This window comes from Microbispora sp. NPDC046933, assembly GCF_040644635.1.
Taxonomy (GTDB): Bacteria; Actinomycetota; Actinomycetes; order Streptosporangiales; family Streptosporangiaceae; genus Microbispora.
The window spans coordinates 34,731-50,128 of the sequence record NZ_JBEYWW010000035.1 but is presented as its reverse complement, the minus strand read 5'-3'; the positions used below and the strand labels follow the sequence as shown (position 1 = coordinate 50,128).

The window sequence follows — 15,398 nt, the reverse complement described above, 5'->3', positions numbered from 1 at the left end:
TCAAGAAAAGGGCTCTGTCGCAGATTCTTGCTCGCTGGACAGGCCCAGAGGTACGGCCGTGCCGTCGGCTGCCACGGCAAGCTGATCAGCGGCTGTCGCCCGGTGGGTAGACGCTGAGGTCGCCGTAAGCCGAGAGAACGTCAGCCAGGTCGCCGGGTTTGTACCGCAGGGTGGTGTCCAGGAAGGCGAGCGTGGTTGCGGCGACGACGTGCGGGCTCTCGGTGCGGCCCAGGGAGCCGACTATCGAGGGCACGGGCGGCAGGTACAGGGGGCCGTCCATGAAGGTGAGGTGTGCGGCGCCGGGGATGGTGAGCCGGTAGCTCATCGTGGTGTTGAGCCTGAGGGCCTTGGTGAGGCGGGGTATGTAGCGTGGGTCGGTTCCGGGGGTGATGGCCTGGGTGAGCGCCAGCGTCGGCTGGTGGAGGGAGGGTGAGGTGGGGCCGTGGGGGTAGCCGTCGAGATCGATGACGGCGTCGAACCGGTGGTCCTGCCGGGCTGTCTGCAGGGCGGCGGCACCACCCATGGAGTGGCCGGTGACCGCGACTCGGCTGGTGTCCAGGCGTCCGGTCAGCGGGCCGGCGATCTCACCTCGGCCTAGACGGTCCAGCTGGGTGAGGACGAAGCTGAGGTCGGCGGCCCGAACAGCCGTCCAGCCAACCGCCAGCTCGTCATCCTTGACCCGGTCGCCAGTGGAGGCGATCTTGGCGTGAATCGTTCGACCGTCGGTCAGGACGACGGCGGCGGAGTCGTACGGGTGGTCGAGGGCGGCAACGACATAGCCGTGGCTGGCCAGTTCCTCCGCCCAGGCGGTGTTCTGGGTGCGCACTCCGCCCGATCCGGGAGAGAACAGCACGACCGGGAACCGTCCGCCTCTGTCGGCCACCGGGGCGTTGAAGACCGAATGAGTGTGGGCATGTGGGACGCCGTCGACCAGGAAGCCAGGCAGGCCGACCACGCGGGCGAGGGCGTCGGAAACGGTGCGCGCCTCGGACTCCGTACGTCCGAGGTACTGGGCCCGCTGCGTGCCAGCGGGGCTCTTCTGCGCGGGGTACCAGAGCTGGACCACGATCGTGCGCCGGTCGTGCGGATCGGCGGTGAAGGTCTCGGGGCGGCGTGGGTCGGTCCACTGCACCACGCGAGTGCCGACCGCGAAACGGCCCGACGGCTCGGGGAACACGGGTACAGGAAAGGCCCAGGCGGCCACCGGACCCGTGGCAATCAGGCCGACGCAGGCCACCGACCCCGGCGACGCCAGCCACCATCGGGCCCGCCACGCCGGCTGGCCGGTACGGCGTCGCAGCAGGGGAGCGAGAGCGAACGGCGACGCGACGGCAGAGCCTGCCAGTACCGGCAGCATCTGCCAGCGGATCCCCACCACAGTCAGCACGATCACAGACAGCACGAGAACCGCCCCCGCCGCAATCGTGACGCGTGGGCGGGCGGAGGGGGGAAGCCAGCGCGCCACCACCAGCGCGACGGCACCCACCAAGGCAAGGAATTCCAGGGGGGACATGTACAGCCCCGTGATGATCTCGGTCACCCGGCCATCGTCAGGGCGGGGCACGCGATCCCACATCGATCCAGGGTCGCCGTCGCATGCATCCGGAGTCGGATCCAGGCATCTCACACTGTGCAACCGGAGTCGCAATCGATCACGCCTGGTTACCGGCCGCTTTGCGACCGCGGAAGGTCGCGGGACTCCTCCTGCGGTCGTACGTCGGCGCGGCGCCATCATGCGGTGGACTCATGTGCTTCCAGGGCCCGCGGCCTACCATGACAGGGCCGCGGTACACGCCGGACAGCTCGGGGTGTGCGCTTCGCTTCCTGTACCCGACCGGCTCCGGCTGTACGCGGTGGTGGCCCCGGCCGGGGCCACCATGATGCTGGTCGACAGGGACGTGTGATGACCGAGGCGGACGCAGAGCCGGGCAATGCCCACCCGGTGCGCTACCGGGACTGCGTGCGGCGGACGAGGACAGCCGCAGGGCTGACGAGGTACGCCGACCTGACCTCCGTGCGAGCGGCGCGAGTGGTGGGAGCCGCCCGGCGCTGGGGCCTCCGGCTGCCGCCCGTGGTGTGGGACTCGCTGTTGCCGGCGCTGCTCCTGCTCAACATCATGACCACGCGCGCGCCGCAAGAGCTGCCGGTGGCCGTGGCCCTCACCGCCGCCCTTGCGCTGCCCCTGGTGTGGCGGCGCCGGGCCCCACTCACGGTGTTCGGCGCCGTGGCAGCCGTGGCCTTCGTCCAGTGGCTGATGGACATCCAGCTGCCGGCGGACATTGCCTTGCTGGTGGCTCTCTACACGGCGACCGCGAACTCGGGCTGGCGCGGCACGCTTGTCGCCGGTGCCGTCGTGGAGGGCGGGGCACTGCTGGCCTGCCTGCGCTGGGCGGCGGAAGGCGCATTTCTGACCCTTTTCGTCGCGGTGACCGCCATGGTCGTCGCCGCCGCCGTCCTGGGTGTGAATGTGCGGACCACGCGCGCCTACCTCGCGGCCCTGGAGGAACGGGCCGCCCGCCTGGAGCAACAACAGGACCAGCAGGCGCGACTGGCCGTCGCCGAGGAGAGGACACGTATCACCCGGGAGATGCACGACATCGTCACCCACAACCTGTCCGTCATGGTTGCGCTCACCGACGCCGCCGTCTACGCGCAGCACCGGTCGCCCGACAAGGCCACCACCGCGATGCTCCAGATCTCCGAGACGGGCCGGCAGGCCCTGACCGACATGCGGCGCTCGTTGGGTATCTTGCGGACCGACGAACCGGACGCGGAGCGCCACCCGCCGCCCGGCATCGCACAACTGGAGACCCTCGCCGACCAGATGTGCGCCGCCGGGCTGCCGACCCGCCTCGAGGTCCAGGGCGGCCACACCCACATCCCCGCCACGGCGCAACTGACCGTCTACCGCCTGGTACAGGAAGCCTTGACCAACACCCTCAAACACACACCCACCGGCACACACGCGAAGGTCCGGATACGGTGCTCAACCGAGACCGTCACCGTGGACGTCACCGACAGCGGCCCCTGCCCGCCACTTCCTGCCGCGACACCGTCCGGCCACGGCATCCCCGGCATGCGCGAGCGCGCGGCCGCCTACGGGGGGAAGTTGCAGGCCGGGCCGCTTCCGGGCGGCGGCTGGGGAGTCCATACCCGCCTCTTCCTCGGCAGCAGCGGAGCGGCGTCCGCATGACGATCCGCATCCTGATCGCCGACGACGAAGCGCTGCTCCGTATGGCCTTCAGCACAGTCCTGGAGGCCCAGCCCGACATGGCGCCGGTCGGCGAAGCCGCGGACGGCGCCCAGGCCATACGCCTCGCCCGGGAGTTGCGCCCCGACGTCGTCCTCATGGACGTCCGGATGCCCGGGATCGACGGGATCGAGGCGACCCGGCAGGTCATCCGGATCTCCCCGCAGAGCAGGGTGCTGATCCTCACCACCTTCGACCTGGATGAATACGCCTTCGCCGGACTCCACGCCGGAGCCTCGGGTTTCCTGCTGAAGAACATCAGGCCCGAGGAATTGCTCACCGCGATACGCAGCGTGGCCGCGGGCGACGCGGTGGTCTCCCCGCGGATCACCCGCCGGCTGCTGGAGCACCTCCGCCCCCACATCCCCGACGGCAGCAGCGCCAACCGCGACGAGCGACTGAGCCGGCTCAGCGCCCGTGAGCGCGAGGTGCTCATCCAGGTGGGCAGCGGCCTGTCCAACACCGAGATCGCGGCCACCCTGTACCTCGCGGAGGCGACCGTGAAGTCCCATCTGGGGCGAATCCTGCAAAAGCTCGAACTCCGCGACCGGATACAGGCAGTGATCTTCGCCTACGAAAGCCGCCTCATCCACCCGGCATGACGCCGCTGCACGGAGCCAACGGCGATCTCTTCGGCCCCGGGCGTCACCAGCGCTACACGATCGCCCGACGCGGCTAACGAGAAGTGTGGTGCCGCAGTAAATACCGGATTTACTACTGGGGTGTCGGTCCACGGCACGTCGTCGGGCAGCCGGTAGCGCCGGGTGCGGTAACGGTGATACAGCCGGCGGCCGCTGAGCCGGCGGAGCGTCGTCACGGCGCTACCGCCGCCGCTCCAGTCCAGTCCAGCAGCGCCTGCTGCTCGGCCTCGATCGGCCCTGCCCAGGCGAGGTGCCCGTCCGGCCGGACGAGTAGCGCCTCGGCCTCCTCCAGGTCGGGCGAGGGCTGCCAGGCCGTCGCGGTGACCGTCTCCACGCGGTCGTCCCGGCCGGACGCGCCAGCCTGTTTCCTCGTATGGACGAGCAGGAACCGCCCGTCGTGCAGCAGTTGGTACAGGCGCTCGACCCCGGGCCGCTCCGCCACGCTGATCGGCAGGTCGGGTACCCGGGCCCCGGCCGGGGAGCCGTCGCCGTAGTGGGTGCCGATCGCCGAGACCGACGCGGCCAGGTTGCGGTTGACCTCCCCGATGCGCAGGAGGCCGTCGAGCATGCCGCGCAGCGCCATGACCGGCCGGTGATACTGCGGCACCAGCGTCAGTTCCATCAGCAGCGTCTGCACCTCGGTGTTGGCGGTGACGGCCGCGCCGACCGGCCGGCGCTCGGCGTCGTAGGAGTCCAACAGCCCTTCCGGGGCCCAGCCTTTGACCTGGGCGGCGAGCTTCCAGCCCAGGTTCATGGCGTCCTGCAGACCGGTGTTGAGGCCCTGTCCCGCCGCCGGGAAGTGGATGTGGGCCGCGTCGCCCGCCACCAGGAGCCGGCCCTGCCGGTACCGCCCGGCCAGGCGGGTCGCGTTGCCGAACCGCGACAACCAGTGCGGCTCGGCGACGTCGAAGTCCGTGCCGGCGATGTTCGTCAGAGCTTGCCGGAACTCCTCGTACGTCAGGGGCCGGTCAGACGGCACCCGCATGCGTTCGGGATCGACGACCACGAACCGGGTCAGCCCGCCCTCCAGCGGCACGGCCAGCACGCCGTGGGCCTCGGCCGAGTGCACGGCGTCCGGACCGGTGACGGCGAAGTCGCCGAGCATACCGGACAGCGTCTCGTCGGTGCCGTCGAAGGGGATGCCCGCCGCCTGCCGGACGATACTGCGTCCACCGTCACAGCCCACGACGTACGAGGCGCGTAGCGTCTCTCCTCGGGCTGTTTCGACGACGACGCCGTCCGGCTCCTGCCGCACGGCGGTGACCTGACAGCCGCGGACGATCTCGGCGCCCAGCTCACGGGCGCGGGCGTCGAGTAGTTCCTCGGTACGGGCCTGCTCCAGGAACAGGGTGCAGCCGTGCCGGGTGTCCAGGGCGGTGAAGTCGAGGCGGGTGTTCAGGCCCGCGAAGTGCCACCCGGGCAGGGTGTGACCGCGGGCCAGGAAACGGTCGGCGATGCCGCGCAGGTCCATCACCTCGATGCTGCGCGGGTGCAGCGTGAGCGCCCGCGACTGGCTGGTGGGCGCGTCGTTTCGTTCGAGCACGCGGACCCCCACGCCCGCCAGGGCCAGCTCCGCGGCCAGCAGCAGCCCGGTGGGGCCGGCTCCCACCACGATCACGTCGGTGTGCACGGTTCGTGTCCCTCCTATTAAATGAACATCGTTCATAAAATCGAGGTCACTAGTATCACTGGGCATGGGACCCACGTCAACCTCCCCGTCCGCCCAGCGCTCCCGAGGCCGCCCCCGCAAGATGGCCGTGCCGGAGGCGGTCGCCACCGCCCTGCGCCTGGTGGACGAGGACGGGCTCGACTCGCTGACCATGCGCCGCCTGGCCGCGGCCCTCGACGTCCAGGTGGGCACGCTCTACCGGCACTTCGCCACCAAGCAGACGCTGCTCGCCGCCATGGCCGAGGAGATGCTCGCGGGCTGCGCCGGCCCGCTGCCCGACGGGCTCACCTGGCGCGAACAGATCACCGAACTGGCCGGGCGGCTGCGTATGGCGTTGCTGCGTCACCGCGACGGCGCATGGGTCTACGCGGGCACCCACTCCGTCGGCCCCAACACGCTGAGCTACACCGACACCCTCGTGGGCGTGCTGCGTGAGACATGCCCGAGCCCTGAGGCGGCCACCCGTACGGCACTCGCAATCGTCCACTTCATCGTCGGCCACACGCTGGAGGAACAGGCCGCCCAGGCTCTCGCCGAGACCGAGTTGCCCGCCGCGCTGACCCTGCTGCACGCGGCCCTCGACCCGGGTACCTACCCCAACCTGGCAGCCGCCGAGGCCACGCTGACCAGCACCGACTTCGTCGGCCACTTCGCCCACGGCCTGAACCTGATCATCAAAGGACTGGCCGGTGAGTGACGCCGCTCGATGAACCGGCCCTGCCCTGGATCAGCGGGTGGTCGGTTCGGCTGATGTCGCCCTGGGGTGCTGGTCGCGCGTGCGCAACGCCTGTGAGAGCGCGTCGACGGTTACGCCGACAATGGCCAGGAGCTGCGCCGGGCTCGCCCCAGCTCTGCTCATGACGGCGAGAGACTGGTTCACGGCCGCCACGTGTTCAGCGAAGGCCTCGGCGTCCTGGTCGGTCAATCGGCCGGCCTTCAGTGCGGCGCGTAGACGCGAGCGCTGGAAGCCCAGCGCCTCCTTCACGTGTGCCGCGACGCTCGGGCTCAGCACCGGGATTGCCATGGCCGATTGGGCGACCAGGCATCCATCCGGCAGTTCGGGATCGGCGATGCGTCCGAGGGTGACGTCGAAGAACGCACGAACGGCTGTAAGGGGCTCCGAGGCCGCACACGACAGGGCGGCGTCGTACTTTTCGCCGTAGCGCGCGGCATAGCGATCCAAGCAGCGTAGGAAGAGCGTGTCCTTGTCGCCGAGCGAGGAGTAGATGGAGCTGCGGTTCAGTCCGGTTGCCCGGGACAGATCGTCCACTGACGTGTTGGCGTAGCCGGCGCGCCAAAACTGGATCATCGCGGCGTCAAGTGCCGTGTCCATGTCGAATTGCTTCTTGCCTGCCACGTGGCACTTCCTTGCCGGTGTGTCGTTGTCTCGGGCCGCGCTGCGCACCATCCTATCTTGAACCAATCAGTTCAAGATGTGCTAGCGTCCAAGCATGGTCATGGCCGGGCGTCCCCCACACTTCGCGACAGCGCGACAAGCGCACCAGGTGGTCCCAGCCGCCGCCGTCGTCCTCATCTACACCGTCGTCATGGCCGGCGGGACGCTGACCATCCCGCTCTACGTCCTGTGGGCGTCGAAGTTCGGCTTCGGGCCCGTCACCACCACCCTCGTCTTCGTCACCTACGTCATCGCAGTCGTCGGCACGTTGCTCGTGGCCGGTTCACTGTCCGACGCGATCGGTCGCCGTCCTGTCCTCGCGCTGGCGCCCCCCGGCGCGAGCCGGGCTCGCTCGTTTCTCGCCGGCGGTGTGCTCGTCGCCGCGTCCTCCGGCGTGAACGGCTTCTTCTCGTCTCCGGCCCCAGCGTTCCTACGTGACGACCTGGGCATATCGAACCTGGCCGTCATCGGCGTGGGCGTCGGAGCCCTGTTCGTCAGCGCACTGCCGGCTCAGGTCATCGCACCACCGGCCATCCTGCGACGTAGCACCGGGACGGCCCTGCCGGCCATCGGAATGATCGTCATCGAGGCGCGCTCTGGATCCGCTCCGCTCCTGTCTTCATGGTCGGCACCGTCTTCGCCGGGGCAGCTGTCGGGATTCTGTTCCGACATGGCCTGGGCGTCACAGACGCGCTGTGCGATACCGGCAACCGGGCTGAGCTCAGCGCGACGTATTTCCTGTTCGTCTATTCCGGGCTCGTCGTCCCCGTCCTGCTACTGGGCCTCATCGATCAAACCGTCGGGACCCGGATGTCGAGCACCACGCCGGCCGCTCTCGTCATCCGTACCGCGCTCGCGGGCCTAACCCTCGGGCGAAGCACCGAACCAGCACACCTGACACCGATGGAGGATCCCCGTGACTGACCCTGCGACCAGCGCTTGGCATGTCTCCGAAAGCAACCCTGTCCCCGACCTGCCCCTGCACGACCTGGCGGGATTCACTCACCGCTGGGTCGACGCGGACGGCGTCCGCCTTCATGCCGTCGAAGGCGGCCGGCCGACCGGCCCGGCCGTTGTCCTGCTCGCCGGGTTCCCGCAAACCTGGTGGGCTTGGCGAAAGGTGATGCCCAGCCTCGCCGGCCTGTTCCACGTCATCGCGATCGACCTGCCAGGGCAGGGCCACTCCGAGCGTCCGGAGCGCAGCTATGACACGCACACGGTCGCCGCGCACGTCCACGCCGCCGTGAAGGCTCTCGGAGTGCCGGCTTACTGGCTGGTCGCCCACGACATCGGCGCCTGGGTCGCTTTCTCCCTCGCGCTCAAATTCGAGAGCCAACTGCGCGGGGTCGCTCTGCTCGACGCCGGAATTCCCGGCATCACCCTCCCCGAAGCGATTCCCACCGACCCGGATCGGGCGTGGAAGACCTGGCATTTCGCGTTCCACCTTGTGCCCGACCTGCCCGAGACGCTGCTTGCCGGCCGCGAACGGGACTACGTCGGCTGGTTCCTGAAAATGAAGGCCCTCTCTCCCGACACGTTCGACGACACCGAGCTCGACCACTACGCAGCGGCCGTCGCCGTCGACGGTGGCCTCCGCGCTTCCCTCGCCTACTACCGAGACGCCGCCGAGTCGGCGCGCAAGAACCACGAGGCGCTCAAGCGGCAGCACCTGACTGTGCCCATCCTCGGAATCTCCAGCAGCCATGGCTCCATCCCGGACATGGCGGCCTCCATCAGCCCATGGGCCGACGACGCCACCGGAGTCGTCGTGCCCGACGCTGGGCACTTCATCCCCGATGAGCAGCCCGAAGCCGTCGCTGCCGCTATAGCCGATTTCATCCTCGACGGCGACTGACACCGGTCAAACCTGCCCGACTGCGCACCGCCCCGGTCCGCGCGAAGTCACGAGCGGCCGTGAGGGCGGCCGTGACGCGGGGGTGGAAGGAAGCGCTCCAGTAGGTCCACCGAGTGCGGGCCGAGAACCGGGCGCAGCGGCCAGCATCCGCCGCGCTCCCTGCCTCAGCTCCGTTCGCCTGCTGCGACAGGCGAAAGGCGGTGGTCTCTCACCTCCGCTCGAACCACAGCGCCTCACGGCGCAAACCGATTGGAGTCCCGTGCGGCGCTGGCGAGCAGCATGTCCAGGGCGGCGGGGTAGGCGCTGTCGTTCATGTCGGCCACCAGCAGGGGCGCGACCGCCGCGATGTTGGGGTGGGTGGCGGGGGACAGGCGGGCGTAGGTCGCCTGCCACATCTCCTCGTCCGCCCTGCGTGTTTCCTCCGGCAGTGCGAGGGACGCCGCGTCCAGCGCGGCGAACGCCAGTGTCATGTCGATGAAGGCGTGGTAGACGCGGACCGCCTCACGGTCGGGGAAACCGGCGCCGCGCAGCAGACCGAGGATCGCCTCGTCGGCCGCGATCTCGTGGGACTTGCCGCTGACGCGGCTGGCGGTCAGCACCGCGGCCTGGGGGTGTTCCAGGTAGGCGGCATGGATGCGCAGGCCCAGTTCGCGAAGATCGGCGCGCCAGTCGCCGGTGGCGTGCCAGCCGGCCATGGCCCGGCCGATGAGCATGTCGCCGATGGCCAGGGTCAGATCGTCGATGCCGGCGAAGTAGCGGTAGAGCGTGCTGGGGTCGGCGCCCAGGGCGATGCCGAGCCGCCGTACGGTCAGCCCGGCGGAACCGTGCTCGCGCAGCATGCGCAGCGCGGTCCGCACGATCAGGTCCTCCGACAGGACCATCCCGTTCTTCGTCGGGCGGCGCCGCCGGCGCGCCGACTCCGAGACCACCGGCTTGGGCATGTGCTCTCCTCTCCGCCTGCTCCGCACCTTATGCCAACACCATTGACGTTGTGAGCGCAGGTGGCGTTGGATCGTGTGCACCGAAGGAATCTTTGTCCTGAAAAGGGAGTGTTTGTCATGCGTGTTCTGCTCGTCGGCGCCGGTGGGGTGGGCACGGCGATCACCCGGATCGCGGCCCGCCGGTCCTTCTTCGAGCACATGGTCGTCGCCGACTACGACCTGTCTCGTGCGGAGGCGGCCGTCGCCGCGCTGGGGGAGGCGGGAACGCGGTTCGGCGCCCTGCGGGTGGACGCGAGCGACGAGGCCGCGGTGGCGGCACTGCTGGCCGAGCACCGCTGCGACGTGCTGCTCAACGCCACCGATCCGCGGTTCGTGATGCCGCTGTTCCGGGCGGCGCTGTCGGCCGGCGCGCACTACCTGGACATGGCGATGTCGCTGTCGCGGCCGCATCCGGAGCGCCCGCACGAGGCGTGCGGGGTCAAGCTGGGGGACGCCCAGTTCGCGATGGCCGCCGAGTGGGAGAGGGCGGGCAGGCTCGCGCTGGTCGGCATCGGAGTGGAGCCGGGGCTGTCGGACGTCTTCGCCCGGTACGCCGCCGACGAACTGTTCGACCACATCGAGGAGATCGGCGTCCGCGACGGCGCCGACCTCACCGTCGAGGGGTACGACTTCGCGCCCTCGTTCAGCATCTGGACCACCATCGAGGAGTGCCTCAACCCGCCGGTCGTCTACGAGGCCGGCCGGGGCTGGTTCACCACTCCGCCCTTCAGCGAGCCGGAGGTGTTCGACTTCCCCGAGGGCATCGGCCCGGTCGAGTGCGTCAACGTCGAGCACGAGGAGGTCCTGCTCGTGCCCCGCTGGATCGACGCCGAGCGGGTGACCTTCAAGTACGGGCTGGGCGCGAAGTTCATCGACACGCTGCGGACCCTGCATCTGCTGGGGCTGGACCGCACCGAGCCCGTCCAGGTCGCCGCCGAAGGCGGCGTCGCGGTCAAGGTCTCCCCGCGCGACGTGGTCGCGGCGTGCCTGCCCGACCCGGCGACCCTCGGGGATCGCATGCGCGGCAAGACGTGCGCGGGCACCTGGGTCAAGGGCACCAAGGACGGCGGCCCGCGTGAGGTCTACCTCTACCACGTGGTCGACAACCAGTGGTCCATGCGCGAGTACGGCTCCCAGGCAGTGGTGTGGCAGACCGCCGTCAATCCGGTCGTGGCCCTCGAACTGATGGCCGCCGGCGTCTGGTCCGGCACCGGCGTCCTGGGCCCGGAAGCCCTGCCGCCCCGGCCGTTCCTCGACCTGCTCACCGCGTACGGCGCCCCGTGGGGCATGCGCGAGCAGTGACCGCACGGCACGTGGGCGGCCTGTTCGAGGCTCCTGTCCTCATCGCCCCCGCCCTGAGGGCGGACTCGGGGGGCCGCTCCGCGCCTCGCCGCGCCGGCGTACGGCGGCCAGGACGACGGCCAGGATGACGGCCAGGACGAGCCCGGCCAGGAAACAGGCCACGCCCGCCCAGAACCTCTGCCCGGGCAGATACCACTCGGGTGCAGGCTCCACCCCTTCGGGCGTGGAGACGGCGTACAGCGGCTTCGGTTCCACCCACGCCACGAGAGCGAGCACCCAGAAGACCGCGGCGCCCAGGAAGAAGACGACGGGGATCAGGTACCACAGGGCCATCGACCGAGGCATGGGCCGCTGGTCGCGACGTCCGGACATGGTTCACGATAACCAGCCAGACCCGCGATCCACGCTTACCCGGAGGCCACGAGAGCGAGTCGGAAGGGCTACCGCAGGCTCTGTGCGCCGGCTCGTCGCAACGGCTGCCGTAGGAGCGCCGGCGCATCGCCGCGCGGCTCGGGCTGCCGGAAGATCTCGCCCCCCGTAGTGCCGAAGTGGGCGCGGGGGTGCGGGGCGACAGGGAGGGCACGGGGGACTGGTGGCGGTACGGGATCGAGCCGTTCACCTGCCTGCGGGTGATGGCCGCCGCCCGGCACTCCATCGTGACGGGCGCGGCGATCGTCTTCTGCCGGCGTTCAGCGACCGAGGTGCCGGTCGAGGAAGTCGCGCACGGTCTCGGCGAGTTCGAGGCGGTGGTCGGAGAGGGCGTGGTCGGTGACGAACACGCGGTGTTCCAGGCGCGGCACCGGATAAGCGGTGTAGGCGGCCACCACGGGATCGTGGTGCTCGGCGGCGGGGGTGACGGTGTCGCGCCCGGCCGTGCCGACGAGCAGGACCGGCCGGTCCGCGAGCTTGGGGGCGAGCGCGGACAGGCTCCACGCCTCGCCCGCCGCGATCATCTCGTCCACGAGCGCCGCGCCGCTGGTCCCCTTCAGGGGAAGCAGGTCGTCGCCGAACCCCTCGACGTACGCCGCCCGCAGCGCCGCGTCCTCCCGGCAGGCGACCGCGACAGAGCCGAAGTCGAACGCCGACACCGACGCGACGGCGCTGACGCCCGGGTCGGCCGCCGCGGTCGTCAGCGCGGCGAAGCCGCCGAAGCTGTGCCCCGCCAGCGCCAGCCGGTCCGGGTCGAGTCGGTGCGCGGCGGCGAACTCCGGCCCACGTACGGCCGCCGCGACGCGGGCGGCGTCCTCCAGCGCGCCGGCCCACGACCAGGAGCCGCCGACGCCCCAGGAACCGCGGTAGTGGAAGACGAGGGCGGCGTACCCAGCCCGGCGCAGATGCTGGGCCAGGTCGAAGTTGCGCTCGTGCCCGGGGAAGCCGTGCAGCAGCACGACGACCGGATGCGGTCCCGGCCCGGCCGGCAGGTGAAGGACGCCCAGCAGGGTCTCGCCGCCGCTGTCGAACGTCACGGCGGCGTTGGCGGCAGGTGTGTCGAGGCTCATCCGGCTCCCACTGTCAATGAAACGGGTTGACGTCATCCGAGGGTAGAGGCCGCCCGGAAACCGTCTTCGCAGGGGTCACCACGTGAGGATCGCCGTTGCCTGCCGGTGTCCGCACCCCGGGCATCGCAGGGGCTCCGTCCGGGCCCTGACCGCGCATCCGCGGTCAGGGCCCGGACGGGATGCCTCCCGCCGCGCCTACAAGGCCCTGCCTACCGGGCCGCGCCCGGCCCGGAACCCCGGGGCCGTGCCGGTCACCTGGGCGTAGCCGGCGGGGCGGCTGGTGAAGGCGCCCCTGCCCTGGGTGCGGCCGCGCAGCCGGGTCGCGTACCCGAACAGCTCGGCCAGCGGCACGGTCGCGGTGACCACGACGGTGCCCGCCCGCGCCGCCGACCCGGTGACCCGGCCGCGCCTGGCCGCGAGATCGCCCAGCACCCCGCCGACGGCGTCGTCGGGCACGGTGACAGTGACCTCGGCGAGCGGTTCCAGCAGGGCCATCTCACCGGCACGCAGCGCCTCCCGCAGCGCGAGCCGCCCGGCCGTGCGGAACGCCATCTCCGAGGAGTCCTTCGGGTGGGTCGCACCGTCGGTCAGCGTGACCCGCAGGCCAGTCACCGGATGACCTCCGAGCGGGCCCCCGGCGAGAGCGTCCCGGCAGCCGGCCTCCACCGCCCCGACGTACTCGCGTGGCACCCGGCCTCCGGTGACCGTGGACCGGAACACGAAGCCGGCGTCGTGATCCAGCGGTTCCACGTCCAGCACGACGTGGGCGAACTGCCCCGCGCCGCCGTCCTGCTTGACGTGCCGGTACAGCAGCCCGGACACGCCGCGGACGACCGTCTCCCGGTAGGCGACCCGGGGCCGTCCGACGGCGACGCCGAGCCCGTGGGTGCGGCGGAGTTTCTCCACCGCGACCTCCAGGTGCAACTCGCCCATGCCCGACAGCAGCGTCTGACCGGTCTCGGGGTCGGTGCGGACCGACAGCGAGGGGTCCTCGTCGGACATCCGGGCCAGCGCGGTCGCGAGCCGGTCGGCGTCGCCGCTCCCGCGCGGCTCGACGGCCACGGAGACCACCGGCGAGGCCGTGACCGGCGGCTCGATGACCAGCGGGGCCCCGGGAGCGCAGAGGGTGGCTCCGGCGCGGGCCGCCTTGACCCCGGCCACCGCGACGATGTCCCCGGCCGTCGCGCGGTCCGTCTCGGTGTGCCGGTCGGCCTGCACCCGGAGGATGCGTCCGATCCGCTCGGTGCGCCGGGCGCCGGCGTCCAGCACGACGTCTCCTCTCCTGATCGTCCCCGAGTACACCCGCAGGTAGGTCAGCCGCCCGGTGGGGGCGGCGTGCACCTTGAAGACCAGTGCGGCGAACGGCGCCGCCGGGTCGGCGGGCCGCTCCTGCTCGTGCTGCTCCTGTTCGGGCCCGTCCCACGCGGCGCGTACGGGCGGCACGTCGGGCGGTGCGGGCAGGTAGGCCACGACGGCGTCCAGCAGCGGCTCGACGCCCCGGTTGCGGTACGCCGACCCGCACAGCACCACCACGGCCTCACCCCGCAGGGTCAGGTCGCGCAGGGCGGCGGTCAGGGTCGCCGCCGAGATCTCCGGCCGGGCGCAGAACTCCTCCAGCGCCGCCGGATGGAGCTCGGCCACCGTCTCCTCCAGCAGGCGGCGGCGCCGGCGGGCCTCGTCCACGAGGTCCTCCGGCACCGGCCCCTCCGTGACCGTGTCACGGCCGGCGTCCCACACCAGCGACCGCATCCGCAGCAGGTCCACCACGCCGGTGAACCCGTCCTCCCGCCCGATGGGCAGCTGGACGACCAGCGGGGTGACCCGCAGGCGCTCGCGGATCGAGTCGACCGCCGTGTCGAGGTCGGCCCCGGCGCGGTCCATCTTGTTGACGAACGCGATGCGCGGCACGCCGTACCGGTCGGCCTGCCGCCACACCGACTCGCTCTGCGGCTCCACGCCGGCGACGGCGTCGAACACCGCGACCGCGCCGTCGAGCACCCGCAGCGACCGCTCCACCTCGTCGGAGAAGTCCACGTGGCCCGGGGTGTCGATCAGGTTGATCCGGTGGCCGTCCCACAGGCAGCTCACGGCCGCGGCGAAGATGGTGATCCCGCGGTCGCGCTCCAGGGGGTCGAAATCGGTGACGGTGGTGCCCTCGTGCACCTCGCCGCGCCGGTGGACGGCGCCGGTGAGGTAGAGGATCCGTTCGGTGACGGTGGTCTTGCCCGCGTCGACGTGGGCGAGGATGCCCAGGTTGCGGATGCCGGTCAGCGGGACGAGGTGATCGCGGTTCAGGTCGGCGCGCATGGCCATGCCTTTCGGGAAGGTTCCTGCGGTGGCGGGCGCGATTGGCCTGACGAGACGGACCGGCCGGATTCGGGCCGGACGCGACCCCTGGGGCGGACACCATGGCAGGACCGCCGGGGAGACCGGCGGACGATCACGCACGGGGCACGCGGAATCGGGGCGCGGGCCTACATGCGTCCCAGGGCGGCCTCAGGGCGGGCACAGTGCCGGCACACGGGCGGGCACAGTGTGGGCACACGGGCGGGCACAGTGCGGGCACACGGGCGGGCACAGTGCTCGCGCAGTCCTGAGCAGGGGTGCGGGGTTCGTCAGGAACGTCCGGTGGCGGCCGCGCGGCCGCCACCGGGGAGCGACGTAGACACCAGGATCACCTCGTGCCGTGACCGGAGGACGACGACCGCGATGCGCTGGCGCACGGTCAACTCCTCTCTCTCGGTCAGGGCGCGCGCCGCCGCGTGGCGGCGCGCGTGATCAGTGGCGAGTGTACGGAAACCGCCCC

The 15,398-nt window shown here is 71.2% G+C and carries 13 protein-coding genes; 6 read left to right on the top strand and 7 right to left on the bottom strand.

From position 1 onward, the window contains the following. Window positions 1–85: 85 nt before the first annotated feature. Complete coding sequence (locus ABZ857_RS35125; protein WP_357052092.1) at window positions 86–1,540, bottom strand: dienelactone hydrolase family protein; 1,455 nt, start codon at window positions 1,538–1,540, stop codon at window positions 86–88. 363 nt (window positions 1,541–1,903) lie between these two features. On the opposite strand from ABZ857_RS35125, the gene ABZ857_RS35120 reads away from it, so the two are divergent. Then, on the top strand, window positions 1,904–3,193 hold the full coding sequence (locus ABZ857_RS35120; RefSeq protein WP_357052089.1) for a histidine kinase: 1,290 nt from the start codon (window positions 1,904–1,906) through the stop codon (window positions 3,191–3,193). Continuing rightward, window positions 3,190–3,852, top strand: a complete 663-nt coding sequence (locus ABZ857_RS35115; protein ID WP_357052086.1) for a response regulator transcription factor — start codon at window positions 3,190–3,192, stop codon at window positions 3,850–3,852. The genes ABZ857_RS35120 and ABZ857_RS35115 overlap by 4 nt, the downstream gene beginning before the upstream one ends. 211 nt (window positions 3,853–4,063) lie before the next feature. Here the strand turns inward: ABZ857_RS35115 and ABZ857_RS35110 are convergent, their stop codons facing one another. Further along, window positions 4,064–5,521, bottom strand: coding sequence for an FAD-dependent monooxygenase (locus tag ABZ857_RS35110; RefSeq protein ID WP_357052083.1), 1,458 nt, complete (start codon window positions 5,519–5,521; stop codon window positions 4,064–4,066). Between the two features lie 64 nt (window positions 5,522–5,585). Between ABZ857_RS35110 and ABZ857_RS35105 the strand changes: the two genes are divergently transcribed. Further along, entirely contained in the window at window positions 5,586–6,257 is a 672-nt protein-coding gene (locus ABZ857_RS35105) for a TetR/AcrR family transcriptional regulator (RefSeq protein ID WP_357052080.1), read from the top strand. 30 nt (window positions 6,258–6,287) lie between these two features. On the opposite strand, the gene ABZ857_RS35100 is transcribed toward ABZ857_RS35105, so the two are convergent. Continuing rightward, entirely contained in the window at window positions 6,288–6,917 is a 630-nt protein-coding gene (locus tag ABZ857_RS35100) for a TetR/AcrR family transcriptional regulator (protein WP_357052077.1), read from the bottom strand. A 94-nt stretch (window positions 6,918–7,011) separates the two neighbouring features. Between ABZ857_RS35100 and ABZ857_RS35095 the strand changes: the two genes are divergently transcribed. Then, complete coding sequence (locus ABZ857_RS35095; RefSeq protein WP_357052074.1) at window positions 7,012–7,821, top strand: hypothetical protein; 810 nt, start codon at window positions 7,012–7,014, stop codon at window positions 7,819–7,821. Between the two features lie 51 nt (window positions 7,822–7,872). Further along, window positions 7,873–8,811: an alpha/beta hydrolase gene (locus ABZ857_RS35090; RefSeq protein ID WP_357052071.1), complete on the top strand. Its 939-nt coding sequence runs from the start codon at window positions 7,873–7,875 to the stop codon at window positions 8,809–8,811. A 233-nt stretch (window positions 8,812–9,044) separates the two neighbouring features. Here the strand turns inward: ABZ857_RS35090 and ABZ857_RS35085 are convergent, their stop codons facing one another. Continuing rightward, window positions 9,045–9,752, bottom strand: a complete 708-nt coding sequence (locus ABZ857_RS35085; protein ID WP_357052068.1) for a TetR/AcrR family transcriptional regulator — start codon at window positions 9,750–9,752, stop codon at window positions 9,045–9,047. 117 nt (window positions 9,753–9,869) lie between these two features. Between ABZ857_RS35085 and ABZ857_RS35080 the strand changes: the two genes are divergently transcribed. Continuing rightward, window positions 9,870–11,093 carry a saccharopine dehydrogenase C-terminal domain-containing protein gene (locus ABZ857_RS35080; protein WP_357052066.1) on the top strand — a complete coding sequence of 408 codons (1,224 nt, stop codon included), beginning with the start codon at window positions 9,870–9,872 and terminating at the stop codon, window positions 11,091–11,093. Between the two features lie 39 nt (window positions 11,094–11,132). Here ABZ857_RS35080 and ABZ857_RS35075 read toward each other — a convergent pair whose 3' ends face one another. The 3 genes from ABZ857_RS35075 to fusA all read right to left on the bottom strand — a co-directional run bounded on the left by ABZ857_RS35075 (window position 11,133) and on the right by fusA (window position 14,899). Next, the gene (locus tag ABZ857_RS35075; protein ID WP_357052063.1) at window positions 11,133–11,465 is read right to left on the bottom strand and encodes a hypothetical protein; all 333 of its coding nucleotides are present in this window, start codon (window positions 11,463–11,465) and stop codon (window positions 11,133–11,135) included. 317 nt (window positions 11,466–11,782) lie between these two features. Continuing rightward, on the bottom strand, window positions 11,783–12,592 hold the full coding sequence (locus tag ABZ857_RS35070) for an alpha/beta fold hydrolase (RefSeq protein WP_357052060.1): 810 nt from the start codon (window positions 12,590–12,592) through the stop codon (window positions 11,783–11,785). Between the two features lie 195 nt (window positions 12,593–12,787). Then, a complete protein-coding gene (gene fusA, locus ABZ857_RS35065; protein WP_357052057.1) occupies window positions 12,788–14,899 on the bottom strand; it encodes an elongation factor G in 2,112 nt (703 codons plus the stop codon). Window positions 14,900–15,398: the final 499 nt, after the last annotated feature.